Origin of the sequence: Bradyrhizobium sp. PUT101, from assembly GCF_052043945.1 — a bacterium.
Taxonomy (GTDB): domain Bacteria; phylum Pseudomonadota; class Alphaproteobacteria; order Rhizobiales; family Xanthobacteraceae; genus Bradyrhizobium.
In genome coordinates, this window is sequence record NZ_CP197207.1 from 3731742 (window position 1) to 3751314 (window position 19573).

The window sequence follows — 19573 nt, forward strand, 5'->3', positions numbered from 1 at the left end:
CGGCCATGACGAATGGAGAGAGCGACGAGCCAGCCGCTCGCCTCTCGCGCGCTTCCTGATGACGCTGCCGGCAGCGATCGTCTCGTTCCTCTTCTCCTCCGCGCCGGCCTTTGCCGACCTCAAGATCTGCAACCGCATGTCCTATGTCGTGGAGGCCGCGATCGGCATCGACGACAAGGCGGCGACCGCGACGCGCGGCTGGTTCAGGATCGATCCCGCCACCTGCCGCGTGGTGGTGCAGGGCACGCTGACGGCCGACCGGATCCTGCTCAATGCCCGCGCGCTCGGCGTCTACGGCGCTTCCCCGCTCCCGCAAAGCGGCAGCGACATGCTGTGCGTGGCGCAGGACAATTTCGTCATCGCCGCAGCGCGGCAATGCCGCAGCGGCCAGACCCAGGCCGCCTTCACGCAAGTGACGCCGACGCAAGGAGCGGATGGCAACCTCGTTGCCTATCTCGCCGAGGACTCCGAATATGACGACGAGCAGGCGCGCCTTGCCGGCATCCAGCGGCTGCTGGTGATCGCAGGCTACGACGCGGCGCCGATCGATGGCGTCGACGGGCCGAAGACGCAAGCCGCGCTGGCCGCGTTCCTGAAGAGCCGCGGATTGCCGTCGGACATCGTGGCCTCGCCGAACTTGTTCAAGACCATGGTCGACGCCGTGCAGACACCCTCTTCGACCGGCCTCACCTGGTGCAACGACACGCCGCACAAGGTGATGGCCGCGATCGCGACCGACGATGGCAAGTCCGTGACGAGCCGCGGCTGGTATCGCATCGATCCCAAGACCTGCCTGCACCCCGATGTGACCGGCCAGCCGAAGCAGATCTTCAGCTTCGCGGAAGCGGTCGACGCCGACAACCGCGTCGTCAAGCTGAAGGACCGCCCGCTGAACTGGGGCGGCGACAGGCAGCTCTGCACGCGCGAAACCAAGTTCGAGACGAGCGAGCAGACCGATTGCGGCGCGCGCGGATTTGCGCCGACGGGCTTTGGCGCCGTGGACATGTCGAGCGGCGGCAAGACGCTGCGCTTTGCAATGCCGTGAGTGAGAGAGCTGTGATGACCCCACCCCGCACCTTCGCGCATGTCGACACCTGGGTGTTCGACCTCGACAACACGCTCTATCCGCATCACGTCAATCTGTGGCAGCAGGTCGATGCGCGGATCGGGGAGTTCGTCTGCAACTGGCTGAACGTCGGCCCGGAGGAAGCGCGGGCGATGCAGAAGGACTACTACCGGCGCTTCGGCACCACGATGCGCGGCATGATGACCCTGCACGGCGTCTCCGCCGACGACTATCTCGCCTATGTCCACAAGATCGACCACTCGCCGCTGGAGCCGAACCCGGCGCTCGGCACTGCCATCGCAAAGCTGCCGGGCCGCAAGCTGATCCTCACCAACGGCTCGGTCAGCCATGTCGACGCGGTGCTGGCGCGGCTCGGCTTCGCCTCGCATTTCGACGGCGTGTTCGACATCATCGCCGCCGAATTCGAGCCCAAGCCGGCGCCGCAGACCTACCAGAAATTCCTCAGCCAGCATGCGGTCGATCCGACCCGCGCCGCCATGTTCGAGGACCTCGCCCGCAACCTCACCGTCCCGCACCAGCTCGGCATGACCACGGTGCTGGTGGTACCGGATGGGACGAAAGAGGTGGTGCGCGAGGACTGGGAACTGGAGGGCCGCGACGCCGCCCATGTCGACCACGTCACGGACGATCTGACGGGCTTCTTGGCGGCACTGCGGTGAGGCCATAGCCGGTCAACCATGCATCGTCATTCCGGGCGCCCGAAGGGCGAACCCGAAAATCTCGAGATTCCGGGTTCGATGTTTCACATCGCCCCGGGATGACGGTGGAGGATGCCCGGAACAAGCCCAGCAGAGGCGAATGCGCGCTTGACTTGACCTTTCCAAATCCCGAAAAAGCGCCCCAATCCATCAAAATTCCCGCCCCTAGAGGAAATTCCGATGTCGCTTGCAGCCCTCGAATCCACCATCAACAGCGCCTTCGCGGGGCGCGACGGCATCTCGACCACGACCAAGGGCGAGGTGCGCGAGGCCGTGGACCAGTCGCTGGAGATCCTGGACAAGGGCGAGGCGCGCGTTGCCGAGCGCGGGAGTGACGGCAAGTGGAAGGTCAATCAATGGCTGAAGAAGGCCGTGCTGCTGTCCTTCCGCCTCAGCGACATGGGCGTCATTCCCGGCGGCCCCGGCAAGGCGACCTGGTGGGACAAGGTGCCCTCGAAGTTCGAGGGCTGGGGCGAGAACCGCTTTCGCGATGCCGGTTTTCGCGCGGTGCCGGGCGCCATCGTCCGCCGCTCGGCCTTCATTGCCAAGAACGTCGTCTTGATGCCGTCCTTCGTCAATCTCGGCGCTTACGTCGATGAGAGCACCATGGTCGACACCTGGGCCACCGTCGGCTCCTGCGCGCAGATCGGCAAGCGCGTGCACATTTCGGGCGGCGCCGGCATCGGCGGCGTGCTCGAGCCGCTGCAGGCCGAGCCCGTCATCATCGAGGACGATTGCTTCATCGGCGCGCGTTCGGAGGTCGCCGAGGGCGTGATCGTGCGCAAGGGCGCAGTGCTGGCGATGGGCGTGTTCCTGGGCGCCTCGACCAAGATCGTCGACCGCGAGACCGGCGAGATCTTCATGGGCGAAGTGCCGGAGTATTCCGTCGTGGTGCCCGGCGCGCTGCCCGGCAAGCCAATGAAGAACGGCCAGATCGGCCCGAGCACCGCTTGCGCCGTGATCGTCAAGCGCGTCGACGAACGCACGCGGTCCAAGACCAGCATCAACGAGCTGCTGCGGGATTGATCCGGCGCGCATGACCGACGCTCTCTCCATTGCCCGCGATCTCATCCGCTGTCCCTCGGTAACCCCGGCCGATGCCGGCGCACTGGGGGTGCTCGAAAAGACCCTCAACGCGGCCGGATTCACCTGCCACCGCGTAACCTTCAGCGAGCCGGGCACCGCCGACGTCGAAAATCTCTACGCGCGGATCGGCACGGAAGGTCCGCACATCACCTTTGCCGGCCACACCGACGTGGTGCCGCCGGGTGACGAGAGTGCCTGGAGCGTCGGCGCATTCTCCGGCGAGGTGAAGGACGGTGTCCTGCACGGCCGCGGCGCCGTCGACATGAAGGGCGGCATCGCCTGCTCGGTTGCTGCCGTGCTGGAGCATCTCGCTGCCAACGCCGGCAAGCCACGCAGCGACGGCAAGGGGTCGATCTCGTTCCTGATCACGGGCGACGAGGAAGACGTCTCCATCAACGGCACGATCAAGCTGCTGAAATGGGTCGCCGAGCGTGGCGAAAAATTCGATCATTGCGTGCTGGGCGAGCCCTCCAATGTCGAGACGCTCGGCGACACCATCAAGGTCGGCCGGCGCGGCTCGCAATCCGGCACGCTCTATGTCGACGGCGTGCAGGGCCATGTCGCCTATCCGCACCGCGCATCAAATCCTGTGCCTGACATTTCGCGGCTGATCGTGGCGATCTCCGACGAGCCGCTCGACCACGGCAGCGCGCAGTTCCAAGCCTCCAATCTCGAATTCACCTCGGTCGACGTCGGCAACAGCGCCTACAACGTCATTCCCGGCCAGGCCCGCGCAAAATTCAACATCCGCTACAACGACAACCACACCCAGGCATCCCTGCGCGAGCTGGTCGAACAGCGCCTGGCAAATGCCTGCGGCAACCGCATCCGCGCCCGCATCGTCTGGGAGCCGTCCAACTCCAACGTGTTCGTGACCAAGCCGGGTGCCTTCACCGATCTTGCGGTGTCCGCGATCGAGGAGGTGACTGGGCGCAAGCCGGAGCTGTCGACGAGCGGTGGGACCTCGGATGCGCGCTTCATCTCCAGCTATTGCCCCGTGATCGAGTTCGGCCTGGTGGGGCAGACCATGCACCAGGTCGACGAGCGCGTGCCGGTGACGGATCTGGAGAAGCTCACGAAGGTGCATCGCGGGATCCTGACGCGGTATTTTGGGTGAGGCGCTCATCGCTGCCCAACCCACCGCCGTCATGCCCGGGCTTGTCCCGGGCATCCACGTTCTTTGCCGCCCGCTGACAAGAAAGAACGTGGATGGCCGGGACAGGCCCGGCCATGACGATGTGGTGAGAGCTTGGGTCACCTCACTGGACAATCGTGTCGTAGAGATCCTGCCATTCCGGATTATCCTTCAAGATCAGCCTGACCTTCCACGTCCGCGACCAATGCTTGATGTTGTGCTCGCGCTGGATTGCGGTTTGAATGTCGTCATAGCGCTCGAAATAAACGAGCAGCTTGACGCCGTACTTCTTGGTGAAGCCAGGCACGAGTCCATTTCGATGCTCGTAGATGCGACGAATGAGGTCGCTGGTCACACCGACATACAGAATGCCATTCGGCGCGCTCGCCAGGATGTAGACCCATCCGCCATGCATGGTTGCATGTTGACGCACGTGGATGGCCGGGACAAGCCCGGCCACGACGCCTGTGGCCGCATCAGGCGCTAATAATCCACCTTCATCAAGTACAGTCCCTCCGGCGGAGCGACGACGCCGCAGGCGGCTCGGTTGCGGGCTGCGAGGGCGGCAGAGAGATCGTCGGCAGTCCAGCGCCCCTCGCCGACCCAGACCAGCGAACCCACCATCGAGCGCACCTGGCTGTGCAGGAAGGAGCGCGCCGAGGTTAGAATCGTGATCTCGCGGCCGTCGCGCAGCACGTCGAGCTGGTCGAGCGTCTTCTCGGGCGATTTGGCCTGGCACTCGGTGTCGCGAAAGGTGGTGAAATCGTGCTTGCCGAGCAGGCGCTGCGCCGCCGCATGCATCGCGTCGGCATCGAGCCGGCGCGGCACGCGCCAGGCGTGGCCGATGTCGAGCGCGAGGTTGGCGCGGGTGTTGACGATGCGATAGCGGTAGTGGCGCTTGACCGCCGAGAAGCGCGCCTCGAAGCTGTCGGGCACGATCTCGGCCTCGAGCACCGCGATCGGATGCGGGCGCAGATGCGCGTTGAGCCCGTCGCGAAAACGGCCCGGCGGAAACTGCTTGTCGACATCGACATGCGCGACCTGTCCGCGCGCATGCACGCCGGCATCGGTGCGGCCGGCGCCGTGCACGCGCAAATCCGCCCCGGTCATCGCCTTCACCGCAGCCTGCAGCGCGCCCTGCACCGACGGCAGCGTCTCCTGCACCTGCCAGCCGAAGAACGGCGCGCCGTCATATTCGATGGTGAGCTTGTAGCGGGGCATCGTTTCCGGTGTCTTCGTCCGCGCAGGCGGACGATCCAGTACGCCGTGACGGTTCGGTTCAGTCTCAAGAGCCTCGGTCATACTGGATACCGCCTTCGCGGCGGTACGACAGTATCAGGTGAATTTCGCGCCCGCCTTCATCGGCATGCCGCGCAGAAAGTCGCCCGCCTGCACCCGGGCCTTGCCTTCGCGCTGGAGCTCCAGGATGCGGATCGCGCCCTCGCCGCAGGCGATGGTGAGCTGATCGTCGAGCACCTCGCCCGGCGCGCCGGTGCCCTTGGCGAGTTCGCAGCGCAGGATTTTGACGCGCGCGTTTTCGCTGACGTTCGCGAGCTCGCTCCAGGCGCCGGGAAACGGCGACAGGCCGTGGATGTGGCGCAGCACGGCGCGCGCGGGCCTGGTCCAGTCGATCCGCGCCTCGGCCTTCTCGATTTTGGCGGCATAGGTGACGCCGTCCTCGCTCTGCTTCTTGAGCTGGAGCCCGCCGCGTTCGAGCGCGGCCATCGCGCGCACCATCAGATCGGCACCCAACCGGGACAGCCGATCGTGCAGATCGAGCGCGGTCATGCTGTCGGAGATCGCGATGCGCTCGGCCATTGCGACGTCGCCGGTGTCGAGGCCGACATCCATCCTCATCACCATCACGCCGCTTTCGGCATCGCCGGCCATGATCGCGCGGTTGATGGGCGCGGCGCCGCGCCAGCGCGGCAGCAGCGAAGCGTGCAGATTGTAGCAGCCGAGCTTTGGCGCATCGAGGATCGCCTGCGGCAGGATCATGCCGTAGGCGACGACGACGGCCGCATCGGCCTCAAATGCGCGAAATTCTTCCAGCGCCTCCGGTGTCTTCAGCGTCTTCGGCGTCAGCACGGGAATGCCGAGTCTTCGCGCGGCTTCCTCGACCGGCGTCGGCTGCAATTGCAGGCCGCGCCGCCCGCCGGGCTTCGGGGCGCGGGTGTAGACCGCCACGATCTCGTGGCCGTGCGCGACGAGCTCGAGCAGCGTCGGCACGGAGAAATCGGGCGTGCCCATGAAGATGAGGCGAAGGGGCATGTGGCGAGACAATCCTCGAAACGAGCAATGTACTCGTCATGGCCGGGCCTGTCCCGGCCATCCACGTTCTTCCTGCTCGCGACGGCAAAGAACGTGGATGCCCGGCACAAGGCCGGGCATGACGGAGGAGGAATCGTCACTCCACCGCGCGCTTGGCGGCTTTCTCGAACTTCTTCATCACCCGATCGCGCTTGAGCTTCGACAGGTAGTCGACGAACAGGACGCCGTTGAGATGGTCGATCTCGTGCTGGATGCAGGTGGCGAAGAGGCCCTCGGCGTCCTCCTCGTGCACCTTGCCGTCGAGATCGGTGAAGCGCACGCGCACCTTCGCGGGGCGCTCGACCTCCTCGTAATATTCGGGAATCGAGAGGCAGCCTTCCTCGTAGATCGAGAGTTCCTCGGAGAAAGCGAGGATCTCAGGATTGATGAAGACGCGCGGCTCGCGCTTGGTCTCGCCGCTCTCGTCGCGCTTGGCGAGGTCCATGGTGATCAGGCGCAAGGGCTGCGCGACCTGGATCGCCGCGAGGCCAATGCCGGGCGCGTCGTACATGGTCTCGAACATGTCGTCGGCAAGCTTGCGGATCTCCGACGTGACCTTCTCGATCGGCTTGGAGACCAGGCGCAGCTGCTTGTCCGGCAGGATGATGATTTCTCGTAGGGCCATGGCCGCGATTTAAGCCGCGCGCCGGATGCGGTCAATGCGGCCAGGAACCCCGTTAACCCTCCGCTAACCATAAAGCTTCAGGTTTCGTTAACCATAATGATCAGAGAGCAACTCACGATAAATGTTCCCTCTTCGTTCGCTAAACCCCCGCGAATCGGGCTACAAGGGCGGGTATGAACGAGATCATTTTCATGCTGGGCGACTGGCCGGTGCGCACCATTGACGCGCTGATCGGCTTCGGTGCCATCGTCGTCGTCCTGCTTGTGGTGATTGCGGTGGTGATCGCGCGCTCCGGGCGCCGCGGCGCGGAACTCGCGATGGCGCACGCGATCCGGGCCGACGAGCTCGAGGAGCGCCTGAGCGAGGTGCTGCGGGCGCAGAGCGAGTCGTCGGGCCGGGTCGATGCCATGTCCCAGGCCCTGGCCGGCCGCCAGGCCGAGATGGCGCGGGCGGTGAACGAGCGGCTGGATTCGGTAACCCACCGCGTCGGCCAGTCCATGGAACACTCCACCCGCAACACCATGGAGAGCCTGCGCGCCCTGCACGAGCGGCTCGGCATCATCGACAGCGCGCACAAGAACCTCACCGACCTCACCACGCAGGTGACCACCTTGCGCGACGTGCTCGCCAACAAGCAGTCGCGCGGCGCGTTCGGCCAGGCGCGGATGGAGGCGATCGTCCAGGACGGGCTGCCGAAGGGTGCCTACGAGTTCCAGTTCACGCTCTCCACCGGCAAGCGCCCGGACTGCGTCGTGTTCCTGCCCGATCAGCGTCCGCTCTGCATCGACGCCAAATTTCCGCTGGAAGCGATGACGGCGCTGCACGACGCCCGGACCGACGAGGAACGGCGAATCGCCACGCAACGACTGCGCGGCGACGTGATGAAGCATGTCAGCGACATCGCAGAAAAATATCTTGTCGCCGGCGAGACCCAGGAGATGGCGCTGATGTTCGTGCCGTCGGAATCGGTCTACGCCGAGATCCATGATGGTTTCGACGACGTGATCCAGAAGGCCTATCGTGCCCGCGTCGTGCTGGTGTCGCCGTCGCTGCTGATGCTCGCGATCCAGGTGATGCAGCAGATCATGAAGGACGCGCGCATGCGCGATGCCGCCGACCAGATCCGCACCGAAGTGACCAAGCTCGGCGACGACCTCGGCCGCCTGCGCGATCGCGTGCTGAAGTTGCAAAAGCATTTTGCCGATGTCAACGAGGACGTCCGCCAGGTGCTGATCTCCGCCGACAAGATCGAGAAGCGCGCGGGCCGGATCGAGGAGCTCGATTTCAGCAAGAGCGATGCGCCGGAGGCACCGCGGCTGGTGGCGACGGGGGCGGGCGAGCTATTCCCGCGGAAGCTCCAGGCTGGGGAGTAGAATCCTAGCGCGCTGTCATGCCCCGCGCAGGCGGGGCATCCAGTACGCCGCGGCGGTCGCGATTAAACCGAGGCGCTGGTGATGACCTTGTTCGCCGCGTCGCAGAGCACAAATCAAAGGTCATCGAAAGCTTCACGGAGAAGTACGCCGTCGCACGGCTCGTCTATTTCGAGCAGTTCGATGACCCCGAGAATGCGATCAAGCGGGAGAAGCGGCTGAAGAAGTGGAACAGGGCGTGGAAGGTTCGGTTAATCGAGCAGCATAACTGGGATGATCTCTATCCTGGGATAGCCGGACCACCATAACGCCGTCATGCCCCGCGAAGGCGGGGGATCCAGTATTACGCAGCCTGTGTGATTGAGCCGAGACGCCGCGGAGTACTGGATCGTCCGCCTTCGCGGACGATGACATCGAGAGGTGGAGAGAGCATCCGCCCCACCGAGCTCGCAAGAGTCTTTTCCCACAGAATCTGCTAACACCACCCTATGACCGCACCCGACGCGACCTCCTCCGCCGGCGCTCCCACCACCTCATGGCGCGACAGCCTTGCCGTCTACCTGCAACCGCGGGTGCTGATCGTGCTGTTCCTCGGCTTCTCCTCGGGCCTGCCGCTGGCGCTGTCGGGATCGACGCTGCTGGTGTGGATGGCCGAGGCCGGGGTCGATCTCGGAACGATCGGACTGTTTGCGCTGGTCGGAACGCCCTACACCTTGAAATTCCTGTGGGCGCCGCTGGTCGATGCGCTGCACGTGCCGTTCTTCACGCGCACCTTCGGACGCCGCCGTGGGTGGCTGGTGTTTTCGCAGCTGCTGCTGATCGGCGCGATCCTGCTGTTGGCGCTGACCGATCCGGCGCGCTCGCCGCTGTTCGTCGCGCTTGGCGCGCTGCTGGTCGCGACGATGTCCTCGACCCAGGACATCGTGGTCGATGCCTTCCGCGTCGAGAGCCTGCCTGAAAGCGAGCAGGCCGCCGGCATGGCGGCCTATGTCGCGGCCTACCGCGTCGGCATGCTGATATCGACAGCGGGCGCCTTGTTCATCGTCACCGGCTTCGAGGCGATCGTCCCGCGTGGCGCCGCCTGGATGTGGGGCTATGTGGTGATGGCGGCTCTGGTGCTGATCGGCACGGTGACTGCGCTCGCCGCCACCGAGCCCGCACAATCCGCGCGCGCCGAGGCCGCCACGCGGGACGAGGACGCGCTCACGCGCGTGTTCCATGCCGCGCTGGGGGCGTTCTCGGAATTCCTGCGACGCAAGGAAGCATGGGTCGTGCTCGCCTTCGTGGTGCTGTTCAAGTTCACCGACGCGTTCTCCGGTAACATGACCGTGCCGTTCGTGATCGACATCGGCTTTACGCGGAACGACTACGCGGTGATCGTCAAGGGCGTCGGCATTGCGGCGACCTTGGCCGGCGGCTTTGCCGGCGGCTTCGTGGCCCGGCGCTACTCGCTGGCGACGAGCCTGTGGATCGGCGGCATCATCCAGGCGATGTCCAACCTGTCGTTCTCATGGCTGGCGCTGGTCGGCGTCAACGAATGGGCGCTGACCCTCGCGATCACCTCCGACAATTTCTGCAACGCCATCGGCACCGTGATCTTCGTCGCCTATCTCTCGGCGCTGTGCCAGAATCCGCTGCATACCGCGACCCAATATGCGCTGCTGACGGCGCTCGCCGCCGTGGGACGCACCTATTTGTCGTCGGGCGCAGGCTATCTGGCGAAAGCGACGGGCTGGCCGATGTTCTTCGCGATCTCCGTTCTCGTCGCGATCCCGAGCCTGATGCTGCTGGCGTATTTGCAGAGGCGCGGCCATTTCGAGACGCTGGAGCCGGCGCGGGTGTAGCTCAGCGCTGCATCTCTTTCCGAACGCGTCCGTTGAGCACCTCGAAATCGGCAACCAGCGCATCGCAAGCGGCCTTGGACGCTTCGCACAGGACGTTCATTCGGATGACGATTTCGCTTCCCTCCTGCACGACGCGCCGCTGAATGGCTGCCGGATAGGCCGGATGTCCCGTCGGCGGAAACGACCACAGGCTCAGAGTGGCCGCATCCTCGATCACTGTCCAGCCGGATCGAACCGACGTCTTCACCCCCGGCTTGGCGCGCAGCGAGGCAAGCGCAGCTGCGGCAGTTGGATAAGACGCGGCGTCCGGGGCGGCCCAGACTGGCCAAGGAGTCGCGCCGGCGAAGACCAGCAGGACGGCAAGGGCTATTCCACGCACAGCTGAGCGACCTCTCCGCAGCTCGATCGATTGCACTATGCTCGACGCACAACCGGAGATCAAGGCGCAGTGCTCGTCGCCGGCCAGGCGATATCGCCCTACTGCTTCCTGATCAGGCTCCACTTCGTGATCACGGCCTCGCTCATCTGGCCGGCATCGCTGGCGCAGGCGATCTCGTCGACCTTGACCGAGATCTCCTTGCCGACGAACGATTTCAGCTGTGCAGCCTGCGCATCGGTGGAGGTGACGAGCTGGAAGGTCTCCGGGCCGGTCTCGAGATTGCACAGCCCGTTCGGCGGCGGCAGGCGGCGCGGCTCGGAGGTGATCTGATAGGTCGCGACACGCTTGCCGTTCTTGACGTCGCGGACCTTCATCGCATTCAACTCGCCGGAGAGCACGTCGCCGGTGTTGATCGGCTTGCCGGGCTTGGACGGCGGCGGCGTCTCGTCGCCCTGCTGCGCGGAGATGGCCGGGGTCACCAGCATCGTCATCATCGCGACCAAAGCCAGTCGTGTGGCGAAAAGTTTCGTCATGTCGTCCGTTCCGTAAAGTCTGGATGGCTAGAACAGGGTGCGCTGCCGCATCGCAGCCGATAGCGTACCTTCATCGAGATAATCAAGCTCGCCGCCGACAGGAACTCCATGGGCGAGCCGCGTTACCTTGACATTGGCGTCCTGAAGCAGGTCGGTGATGTAGTGCGCCGTGGTCTGGCCGTCCACGGTCGCGTTCAGCGCCAGGATGATCTCGTGCACCTGCGAATCATGCGCGCGCGCCACCAATGCGTCGATGGTGAGGTCCTGCGGGCCGACGCCGTCGAGCGGCGACAATGTCGCGCCCAGCACATGATAGCGCCCCTGGGTGGCATTGGCACGCTCCAGCGCCCAGAGGTCGGCGACGTCGGCGACGACGACGATGATGGAGGGATCGCGCTTCGGATCGGTGCAGACCGTGCAGGGATTTTGCGTGTCGATGTTGCCGCAGGTCTTGCAGACCTGGACCTTGTCAAGCGCGACCTGGAGGGCCGAAGACAGCGGCATCATCAGCGCTTCGCGCTTCTTGATCAGATGCAGCGCAGCGCGCCGCGCCGAACGCGGACCGAGGCCAGGCAGCCGCGCGAGCAGCTGGACCAGCCGCTCGATTTCAGGACCTGCAACCGCGCCCATATTACTGGCCGAACAACCCCGGCGGCAGGCCGAGCCCGCCCGTGAGGGCCTGCATCTTCTCCTGCATGGCTGTCTCGGCCTTGCGGCGGGCATCACTGAGCGCGGTGACGAGCAGGTCTTCCAGCACCTCGCGCTCTTCCGCCTTCATCAGCGAAGGATCGATCTTGATGCCCTTCACGTCCATCTTCGCGGTCATGCGCACGGCGACAAGCCCGCCGCCGGAGATGCCTTCGACCTCGACGTTGGCGAGCTGCTCCTGCATCTCCTGCATCTTGGATTGCAGCTGCGCCGCCTGCTTCATCATGCCGAGAAAATCAGCCATGGGTGCGTGTCCTTGAAAGAGGCTAAGGCGCCATGAATCATCATCGCGCCTTAGCATATCGTTTGCGCATGATCTTATCGGAAAACCGCTTCGCACTTTTCCGGATCGTGCGCTAGAGATCGTCGCCGTCGGAACCGTCGGGCGGATCGTCACTGCCATAGTCGGCGTTAATATTGGTTTCCGGCGCCTCGGGGGCAAGCCTGCGGACCTCTACGACCTTTGCTCCGGGGAAGCGCGACAGCACCTCCTGCACGCGCGGATCGGCTTCCGCGGTACGGGCATGCTGCTGCTTGGCCGCCTGGTTTACCGAACGCAGCGTCGGCTGGCCCTGCTCGTTGGAGACGATCACGGTCCAGCGGCGGCCGGTCCACAGCTCGAACTTCTTCGCGAGCTCGGAGATCATGGTCTTGGAGGCGTTGGGCTCGAGCGCGACTTCCAGCCGGCCCTCCTCGAAACGAACGAGGCGCATGTCGCCTTCGAGCGCGCTCTTGGTCATGATGTCGCGCTTCTGCCCGGCGAGCGCGACGAGCTGGATGAAGCTGGTGACGCGCAGCTGCGGTGCCGCGGCTTGCGGATCCGGCGCGGGGGCCGCCATCTGCGGCCGGGCCGCGCCACCGCCGAACGAAGAGGGCGAGGAGGTCGGCATGCGAACAGGCGCCGCGGACGCAATTGGCGCCGAAGGCGCGCTGCGCGCCGCACTGCCGCCGCTCACGACCGGTGAGCCGCCGCCGTTCTGCTCCAGCAACCTGATCGCTTCGTCCGGCGTCGGCAGGTCGGCGACATAGGCGATGCGGACCAGCACCATCTCGGCGGCGGCCGCAGGACGCGTCGCACCCTGCACCTCGGTGATGCCCTTGAGCAGCATCTGCCACATCCGCGACAGCACGCGCATGGAAATCTTGGACGCGAAGTCCCTTGCACGGACCCGCTCGGTCTCGCCATAGGCGACGTTGTCGGCGGTCGCCGGCACGATCTTCACGCGGGTGACGAAATTGACGAACTCGGCGAGGTCCGAGAGCACGACGATGGGATCGGCGCCGACGTCGTACTGCTCGCGGAACTCCCTGAAGGTGGCGGCGATGTCGCCGCGCGCCAGCGAATCGAAGAGATCGATGACGCGGGTGCGGTCGGCGAGGCCCAGCATCTGCCGGACGGCATCGGCCTTGACGGTGCCTGCCGCATGCGCGATCGCCTGGTCGAGCAGCGACAGCGAATCGCGGACCGAGCCCTCGGCGGCGCGCGCGATGATGCCGAGCGCCTCCGGCTCGATCTCGACGTTCTCCTTGGCCGCGATACTGGCGAGGTGCTTCATCAGCACGTCCGCCTCGACCCGGCGCAGATCGAAGCGCTGGCAGCGTGACAGCACGGTGACCGGAACCTTGCGGATCTCGGTCGTCGCGAACACGAACTTGGCGTGCTCCGGCGGCTCCTCCAGCGTCTTCAGGAAAGCGTTGAAGGCTGCCGTCGACAGCATGTGGACTTCGTCGATGATGTAGACCTTGTAGCGGGCGCTGGCGGGGGCATAACGCACGCTGTCATTGATCTGTCGGACGTCGTCGACGCCGGTATGCGAGGCGGCATCCATCTCCAGCACGTCCATGTGCCGGCTTTCCATGATCGCCTGGCAGTGCACGCCCAAAGTCGGCATGTGGATGGTCGGGCCCTTCACCGAACCATCGGGCATCTCGTAGTTGAGTGCACGGGCGAGGATGCGCGCGGTGGTGGTCTTGCCGACGCCGCGGACGCCGGTGAGAATCCAGGCCTGCGGAATGCGCCCGGTCTCGAAGGCATTGGAGACGGTGCGGACCACGGCCTCCTGGCCGATCAGGTCATCGAATGAGGACGGGCGGTATTTGCGCGCCAGCACCCGGTAGGGCGCATTGCCAGCCTGGCTGGCGCTGTCGGGATTGGAAGGGGCGCCGGCGTCGGTCATCGGTCGATCCGCAATGAAATCTCTCTCGGCCGGCTCTTGCGGAAAGGAGCGCGCTGGCGGGAGACCCGCCGGCGCAATTCGCTCGAAAAAACAGGTAGGAGACTGACGAGCGACCCGATCCGGACCTCGTTAGGGCTGCTTCCTTCCGGACCTGACCCGGTTGGCGAGTGGCTCGTCCACCGCCAATCTCCCGGTCCCTATTTGGGGCCAAAGGGAGCGGAAAGCAAGCGGGCTGTATCGCTGTTCCCCAAGGCCCCGGACAGACGGGCGGCTTGGCCGATCGCGGCCGGCCCGGCCGGATTGGCATGCCCGCCCCGATGCAACGGCGTATCACGGTTATTGTCCGGGGCCGTGGTCTCTGCGACGGTAGGAATCATCACGAGAAGGTCTCATGCCCGAACCCGTCTGGTCGCTGCACTCCCGCCTGAAAGAGGACACCATCGACATCGGCGATTTGCCGCTGTCGAAGGTGCTGGTCATCAAGGATGCGCATTATCCCTGGCTGCTGCTGGTGCCCCGGCGCCCTGACGCGGTCGAGATCATCGATCTCGACGAGGTGCAGCAGGCGCAGCTGATGACGGAGATCTCCCGCGTCTCGCGTGCGCTGAAGGAGATCACCAGATGCGACAAGCTCAACATCGCCGCGCTGGGCAACCTCGTGCCGCAGCTGCACGTCCACATCATCGCACGCCGGACCAGTGACGCGGCCTGGCCGCGGCCGGTGTGGGGCGTGATGCAGCCGCTGGCGCACGATGCCACTGAAGTGCAGAATTTCATCAGCGCGCTCCGCCGCAAGATCTGGTTGGGTTGAAAGAACAAGAAATGTCAGCATTCGATGCGTTTCCGCTGGGGCAGCCGGCCTTCGTCACCAACATTCTCGACCGCGCCGCGCATCTGCGCCGCGACGACGAAAAGCTGTTCGCGATGGAGCAGAAGCCGTCATCGCGCGCCTATGTGGTCCATCGCGATTCGCTGCTGGTGAAGCGCGAGGGCGAAAAGGTGCGCGCGATGCTCTCGATCGAGGAGGCACTGAAGTGCGGCGCCAATCCCGGTACGATCTTTCTGGGCCTGCGCGATGGCGCGGCCGTGTTCGGGATGGGACTATCGCAGGCCGCTGCCGAGAAGCTGGTCGGCCGCGAGGACTACACCATAACCGAGCTGCGCGGCATGGCGATGCAGGGTGCGCTTCCGCCACAGGAACTGTCGGCGATCGCGATGGCGAAGTCGATGGTGAGCTGGCATCAGCGCCACGGCTATTGCGCCAATTGCGGCACGCGTACCGCGATGAAGGAAGGCGGCTGGAAGCGCGATTGCCCGGCCTGCAAGGCCGAGCACTTTCCGCGCACCGACCCGGTCGTGATCATGCTGGTCGCCTCCGGCGACAAATGCCTGCTCGGCCGCCAGAAGCAGTTTCCGCCCGGCATGTATTCGTGCCTCGCCGGCTTCGTCGAGGCGGCCGAGACCATCGAGGACGCGGTACGCCGCGAGATCCTCGAGGAGTCCGGCATTCGCTGCACCGACGTGCAATACTATATGACCCAGCCCTGGCCCTATCCGTCATCGCTGATGATCGGCTGCAGCGCACGGGCGCTGAACGAGGACATCGTCGTCGATCGCATGGAGCTGGAAGACGCGCGCTGGTTCACACGCGAGGAGGCAGCCCTGATGCTGACGCGGACGCATCCCGACGGGCTCGCCGGCCCGCATCCCTTCGCCATCGCTCATCATCTGCTCGGCCGCTGGGTGCACGACAAGAGCAGCACCTGAGCTGAGACCGTCGATGGACGGGATCGCGCCGCGTATCCTCTGTATCGGCATGCCGGTGCGGGACCTGATTTTTCGCGTCGAGGCCGTGCCCGAGCCCGGCAGCAAGGCCAACGCCAGCCATCTCTCGGAGACTTGCGGCGGCAACGCGCTCAATGCGGCGATCGCCATCGCGCGACTCGGCGGCCGCGTCGCGTTCACGGGGCCGATGGGCGATGCCGGCGAGACGTCGAGCGGCTTCATCCTTCAACGGATGGCGCAGGAGGGCATCGACATCGCGCACATCGTGCGCATGCCGGGCCTGACCACGCCGGTCTCGGCGATCATGATCGAGCCCTCGGGCGAGCGGACACTCACCATCTTTCGCGACCCCGGCCTGTGGCGCGCGAAGCTGCCCGACACCGACGAATTGCTCGCCGACTGCCGGGCGGTCCTCGTCGAAAGCCGCTGCGCTGCGTTCGCAACCTCCCTCTGCGCCGAGGCACGGCAGCGCGGCATTCCCGTCATCGTCGGCGTCGAACGCGCGATGTCGTTGCAGGACGGCCTGCTCACCGTCGCCTCGCATCTGCTGTTCGCCAGCGCGCAGCTGCAGGAGACGGCCGGTATCGCCGGCGACGGCGAGGCACTGAAGCTTCTGGCCAGGCTGACGCCGGCCTTCATCGCGGCCACAAACGGCCCGCATGGCACGACCTGGCTGAACGAAAAGGGCCAGCTGGAAGAGACTCCGGCCTTCCCGGTCAAGGCGGTCGATACGCTTGGCGCCGGCGACGTCTTCCATGGTGCCTTCACGCTTCGCCTCGCCGAGGGCGACGGGGCGCGGGAGGCACTGCGATTCGCCGCGGCCGCAGCAGCACTGAAATGCACCCGCCATGGCGGCGGCCTTGCCGCCCCACAACGTGTTGAAGTTGATGAGCTTTTACGCGACCGGCCCTGGAGCCGCTCCACTGCTCCGCAAAGATTATAGGCTTGCCGTGGAAGGATTTTCTCTATATCAGGAAAATCAGACCATTAAATGAAACAAAGTTCTTCAAATGACTGATGTCGCCGCTCAGGTTCCCGAGACCAGCCGCCGCCTCGATGCCATCGACCGCAAGATCCTGATGGTCCTTCAGGAAGATGCCTCCCTCTCGGTCGCCGAGATCGGCGACCGCGTCGGCTTGTCCTCGACCCCCTGCTGGAAGCGCATCCAGCGCCTGGAGGCCGATGGCGTCATCATCAAGCGCGTGGCGCTTGTCGACCAGAACAAGATCGGACTCGGCATTTCCGTATTCGTGTCGGTCGAGAGCGCCGATCACTCGGACGCCTGGCTGAAGCGGTTCGCCGAAGCCGTCAGCGCCATGCCCGAGGTGATGGAGTTCTATCGCATGGCCGGCGACGTCGATTACATGCTGCGCGTCGTGGTCGCAGACATGCAGGCCTATGACGTGTTTTACAAGAAGCTGATCAGCGCGGTGCCCCTGAAGAACGTCACCTCGCGCTTCGCGATGGAGAAGATCAAGTCGGTCACCGCGCTGCCGATTCCCGCGGTGGTGGCGGCCTGACGCCGATTCTCATTTTGACGCGTTTTCTTCACGCGAACCGGTATCCACTTCGCTCGAAAACGCTTCACGCCGGCTGAAACACCGGCAGGGTGACGCTGACGCGCGTGCCTCCGCCCGGGGCTGCGCCGATCTCGATCGTCCCGCCATGGGCCTCGACCAGGCTGCGGACGACAGCGAGACCCAGGCCGGCGCCGCCGGTCGCGCGATTGCGCGACTTCTCCAGCCGGTGGAACGGCTCAAGCACGGTCTGACGCTGATCGGGCGGAATCCCCGATCCCTCGTCGCCGATCGACACGACGACGGCACCGTCCTTCAGGGCCGTGCGCACATGCGCGGCATGGCCATAGGCGAGCGCGTTGTCGATGATGTTGGCGAAGACCCGTCGCAGGGCGAGCCGGTCGCCGAGGACGACGACGTTGCGCACACGCTCGTCCGCGACCAGATCGACAGCTGCGCCCTGAACATGCCGGTCGTGCACCTCGACGGCCACCAGCGCGGCGAGCTCGACCATCTCCTGCGACAATCCGCCGACACCCGCCCGCGTCGACAGCAGCGCGTCGTCGAGCAGCCGGATCATGTCGTCGATATCGGCTACCGCCCGCTGCCGCTCGGCGTCGTCGGGAATGTGCTCGACGCGCAGCCGCAGCCGCGTCGCGAAGGTCCTGACGTCATGAGCGATGCCGCCAACCAGCGTCATGCGCGCACGCAGCATCTCGGCAAGCCGCCCCTGCAAGCGGTTGAACGCGGCGACGACGGCGCGGATCTCCGGCGCGCTGCGTTTTGCATCCGGCAGCGGCGGCGGATCGGCCGACAGGTCGACACGATCGACGGCGGCGGCGAGCTGCGCCAACGGCCGCGTTTCGCGTTGCATGACCAGAAGCGCCAGCAGCGCCACGATCGAGCCGAACAGGCCAGCACCGAAGCCGACGGGCAGGCCGAACGGCGTCACCGGCAGGCGGGTATAGGCGTCAATGACCAGCAGATCGCCGCTGCGCAGGCCAATGCGGAATTCGATCGCATTGGCCATCAGCCGCGCGAGGCGGGGAAAGAATCGATTGGCGCGATGATTGGGCGGCGACACGATCTCGACCGGGCGGCCCGCAAGGCCGGCCGCATAGGTCTCGCGCAATTGTCGCTGCTGCTCCGGCGTCTCGCCGTCGACCGGTGCGCCCGACGGCACGATTCGCGCGACGAATTGCGGCGACGACACCGCGTCGAGGACGGCCTGCCGCGCGTCGCCGGCCGTGCGCTCGAGCAGCGTTGCAAGCGCATCGAGCCGCGCGGGAGACGGCCGCGTGAGTTCGTTCTCCTGCAGCGTCGTGCGGTAGAATATCCCCACGAGCACGGTGAGCACCACGGTGAAGCCGACCAGTCCGATCAGCGCCAGCCGGGCGGCAAGCGTCACGCGCAGCATCACGACACCTGCTTGACGGTCGCGGTGAAGAGATAGCCGCCGTTGCGCACCGTCGTGATCAGGCTGGAGCCGGGACTTGCACCGTCGAGCTTGCGGCGCAGCCGCGAGATCAGCATGTCCACGGTGCGATCGAACGGCTCCGCCGAACGGCCGCGCGTCCAGTCGAGGATCTGGTCGCGCGTGAGCACCCTTCGCGGGCGCTGCACGAAACAGCCGAGCAGGTCGAACTCCGCGCTGGTCAATTGCAGCGCCGGCGTCTCGGCCTCGACCGTCTCGACACTGCGCGCATCGAGATCGATCACGAAGCGGTCGAACGCGAAGCGCCGAACCAGCGGCTTGGCCGGCGCCCCGCTGGCACGGCGCAGGATGGCGCGAACCCGCGCCAGCAGCTCGCGCGGCCCGAACGGCTTGGTGAGATAATCGTCCGCGCCCATCTCGAGACCGACCACGCGATCGATCTCGTCGCTCTTGGCGGTCAGCATCAGGATGGGGAGGGAGTCGTCGGCCCGCAAGCGACGGCAGATCGAGAGCCCGTCCTCGCCAGGCAGCATCAAGTCGAGGATGACGAGGTCGGGCCGCAGGCGCTGGAGCATCGAATCCATCGCCTTGCCGTCGGCGACGCAAGCGACCTGGAACCCCTCGCGCCGCATGAAGTCGGCAACGAGGCGGCTGATCTCGGGATCGTCCTCCACCATGAGGATCGTGGCCGAATGCGCGTTCATCGCCCGCATTTTGGACGACCGCGCGTTCCGCGCAAGGGCAGCGGCGCCGTTGTTACACAGTGTTACATGGTGCCGACAAAGGCCAAACAATCGTTTCGTCCCGGCAATGCGGCGCAGACGCCGCAGCTCCAGTCTCCTCCGCATGGCTCCCGCTGACGGCAGCCCCCAGAAGGAGACGAC

Annotated in this window: 21 protein-coding genes, 1 other RNA gene and 1 pseudogene; 11 read left to right on the forward strand and 12 right to left on the reverse strand. The window is 65.6% G+C overall.

Annotated features, from left to right (window positions below; genetic code table 11):
* The first annotated feature begins 58 nt into the window (after window positions 1-58).
* The 4 genes from ACSHT2_RS18230 to dapE all read left to right on the forward strand — a co-directional run bounded on the left by ACSHT2_RS18230 (window position 59) and on the right by dapE (window position 3988).
* Complete coding sequence (locus ACSHT2_RS18230; RefSeq protein WP_440635527.1) at window positions 59-1045, forward strand: DUF1036 domain-containing protein; 987 nt, start codon at window positions 59-61, stop codon at window positions 1043-1045.
* 14 nt (window positions 1046-1059) lie between these two features.
* The gene (locus ACSHT2_RS18235) at window positions 1060-1746 is read left to right on the forward strand and encodes a pyrimidine 5'-nucleotidase (RefSeq protein ID WP_440635528.1); all 687 of its coding nucleotides are present in this window, start codon (window positions 1060-1062) and stop codon (window positions 1744-1746) included.
* A 219-nt stretch (window positions 1747-1965) separates the two neighbouring features.
* Window positions 1966-2811 carry a 2,3,4,5-tetrahydropyridine-2,6-dicarboxylate N-succinyltransferase gene (gene dapD, locus ACSHT2_RS18240; protein ID WP_440635530.1) on the forward strand — a complete coding sequence of 282 codons (846 nt, stop codon included), beginning with the start codon at window positions 1966-1968 and terminating at the stop codon, window positions 2809-2811.
* Window positions 2812-2821: 10 nt separating this feature from the next.
* Window positions 2822-3988, forward strand: a complete 1167-nt coding sequence (gene dapE, locus ACSHT2_RS18245; protein ID WP_440635531.1) for a succinyl-diaminopimelate desuccinylase — start codon at window positions 2822-2824, stop codon at window positions 3986-3988.
* A gap of 142 nt (window positions 3989-4130) precedes the next feature.
* On the opposite strand, the gene ACSHT2_RS18250 is transcribed toward dapE, so the two are convergent.
* From ACSHT2_RS18250 to def, 4 genes are all read right to left on the reverse strand, one after another.
* Window positions 4131-4421 (reverse strand): GIY-YIG nuclease family protein, encoded by a 291-nt coding sequence (locus ACSHT2_RS18250; RefSeq protein WP_440642870.1) that lies wholly within the window; start codon window positions 4419-4421, stop codon window positions 4131-4133.
* 68 nt (window positions 4422-4489) lie between these two features.
* Complete coding sequence (truA, locus tag ACSHT2_RS18255; protein WP_440642871.1) at window positions 4490-5227, reverse strand: tRNA pseudouridine(38-40) synthase TruA; 738 nt, start codon at window positions 5225-5227, stop codon at window positions 4490-4492.
* 114 nt (window positions 5228-5341) lie between these two features.
* Window positions 5342-6277 carry a methionyl-tRNA formyltransferase gene (gene fmt, locus ACSHT2_RS18260; RefSeq protein ID WP_440635532.1) on the reverse strand — a complete coding sequence of 312 codons (936 nt, stop codon included), beginning with the start codon at window positions 6275-6277 and terminating at the stop codon, window positions 5342-5344.
* A gap of 136 nt (window positions 6278-6413) precedes the next feature.
* Complete coding sequence (def, locus tag ACSHT2_RS18265; protein WP_440635533.1) at window positions 6414-6941, reverse strand: peptide deformylase; 528 nt, start codon at window positions 6939-6941, stop codon at window positions 6414-6416.
* A 173-nt stretch (window positions 6942-7114) separates the two neighbouring features.
* Here def and ACSHT2_RS18270 point away from each other — a divergent pair, with 173 nt between their 5' ends.
* The 3 genes and pseudogenes from ACSHT2_RS18270 (at window position 7115) to ACSHT2_RS18280 (ending at window position 10155) form a co-directional block, all read left to right on the forward strand.
* Entirely contained in the window at window positions 7115-8314 is a 1200-nt protein-coding gene (locus ACSHT2_RS18270) for a DNA recombination protein RmuC (protein ID WP_440635534.1), read from the forward strand.
* A 71-nt stretch (window positions 8315-8385) separates the two neighbouring features.
* Window positions 8386-8619, forward strand: a pseudogene (locus ACSHT2_RS18275) (GIY-YIG nuclease family protein); the annotation flags it as partial.
* A 180-nt stretch (window positions 8620-8799) separates the two neighbouring features.
* Entirely contained in the window at window positions 8800-10155 is a 1356-nt protein-coding gene (locus ACSHT2_RS18280; RefSeq protein WP_440635535.1) for an AmpG family muropeptide MFS transporter, read from the forward strand.
* A 1-nt stretch (window position 10156) separates the two neighbouring features.
* Here the strand turns inward: ACSHT2_RS18280 and ACSHT2_RS18285 are convergent, their stop codons facing one another.
* The 6 genes from ACSHT2_RS18285 to ffs form a co-directional block, all read right to left on the reverse strand.
* Window positions 10157-10657 (reverse strand): hypothetical protein, encoded by a 501-nt coding sequence (locus ACSHT2_RS18285; protein WP_440635536.1) that lies wholly within the window; start codon window positions 10655-10657, stop codon window positions 10157-10159.
* The gene (locus ACSHT2_RS18290) at window positions 10633-11067 is read right to left on the reverse strand and encodes a hypothetical protein (RefSeq protein WP_440635538.1); all 435 of its coding nucleotides are present in this window, start codon (window positions 11065-11067) and stop codon (window positions 10633-10635) included. Before ACSHT2_RS18290 ends, ACSHT2_RS18285 begins: the two co-directional genes overlap by 25 nt.
* Before the next feature lie 27 nt (window positions 11068-11094).
* Window positions 11095-11697, reverse strand: coding sequence for a recombination mediator RecR (gene recR, locus ACSHT2_RS18295; RefSeq protein WP_271527231.1), 603 nt, complete (start codon window positions 11695-11697; stop codon window positions 11095-11097).
* Window position 11698: 1 nt separating this feature from the next.
* Window positions 11699-12019: a YbaB/EbfC family nucleoid-associated protein gene (locus tag ACSHT2_RS18300; RefSeq protein ID WP_028176358.1), complete on the reverse strand. Its 321-nt coding sequence runs from the start codon at window positions 12017-12019 to the stop codon at window positions 11699-11701.
* Window positions 12020-12131: 112 nt separating this feature from the next.
* Entirely contained in the window at window positions 12132-13952 is a 1821-nt protein-coding gene (locus ACSHT2_RS18305; RefSeq protein ID WP_440635540.1) for a DNA polymerase III subunit gamma/tau, read from the reverse strand.
* 94 nt (window positions 13953-14046) lie between these two features.
* Window positions 14047-14143, reverse strand: an RNA gene (gene ffs, locus ACSHT2_RS18310) — signal recognition particle sRNA small type.
* Window positions 14144-14343: 200 nt separating this feature from the next.
* Between ffs and ACSHT2_RS18315 the strand changes: the two genes are divergently transcribed.
* The 4 genes from ACSHT2_RS18315 to ACSHT2_RS18330 all read left to right on the forward strand — a co-directional run bounded on the left by ACSHT2_RS18315 (window position 14344) and on the right by ACSHT2_RS18330 (window position 17257).
* Window positions 14344-14763 carry an HIT domain-containing protein gene (locus tag ACSHT2_RS18315; RefSeq protein ID WP_440635541.1) on the forward strand — a complete coding sequence of 140 codons (420 nt, stop codon included), beginning with the start codon at window positions 14344-14346 and terminating at the stop codon, window positions 14761-14763.
* Between the two features lie 11 nt (window positions 14764-14774).
* Complete coding sequence (gene nudC, locus ACSHT2_RS18320) at window positions 14775-15719, forward strand: NAD(+) diphosphatase (RefSeq protein ID WP_440635543.1); 945 nt, start codon at window positions 14775-14777, stop codon at window positions 15717-15719.
* A 13-nt stretch (window positions 15720-15732) separates the two neighbouring features.
* Window positions 15733-16680, forward strand: a complete 948-nt coding sequence (locus tag ACSHT2_RS18325; RefSeq protein ID WP_440635544.1) for a sugar kinase — start codon at window positions 15733-15735, stop codon at window positions 16678-16680.
* 67 nt (window positions 16681-16747) lie between these two features.
* On the forward strand, window positions 16748-17257 hold the full coding sequence (locus tag ACSHT2_RS18330) for an Lrp/AsnC family transcriptional regulator (RefSeq protein WP_370135990.1): 510 nt from the start codon (window positions 16748-16750) through the stop codon (window positions 17255-17257).
* A gap of 64 nt (window positions 17258-17321) precedes the next feature.
* On the opposite strand, the gene ACSHT2_RS18335 is transcribed toward ACSHT2_RS18330, so the two are convergent.
* A complete protein-coding gene (locus ACSHT2_RS18335; RefSeq protein WP_440635545.1) occupies window positions 17322-18671 on the reverse strand; it encodes a sensor histidine kinase in 1350 nt (449 codons plus the stop codon).
* Entirely contained in the window at window positions 18671-19393 is a 723-nt protein-coding gene (locus ACSHT2_RS18340) for a response regulator (protein WP_440635547.1), read from the reverse strand. The genes ACSHT2_RS18335 and ACSHT2_RS18340 overlap by 1 nt, the downstream gene beginning before the upstream one ends.
* Window positions 19394-19573 lie beyond the last annotated feature (180 nt).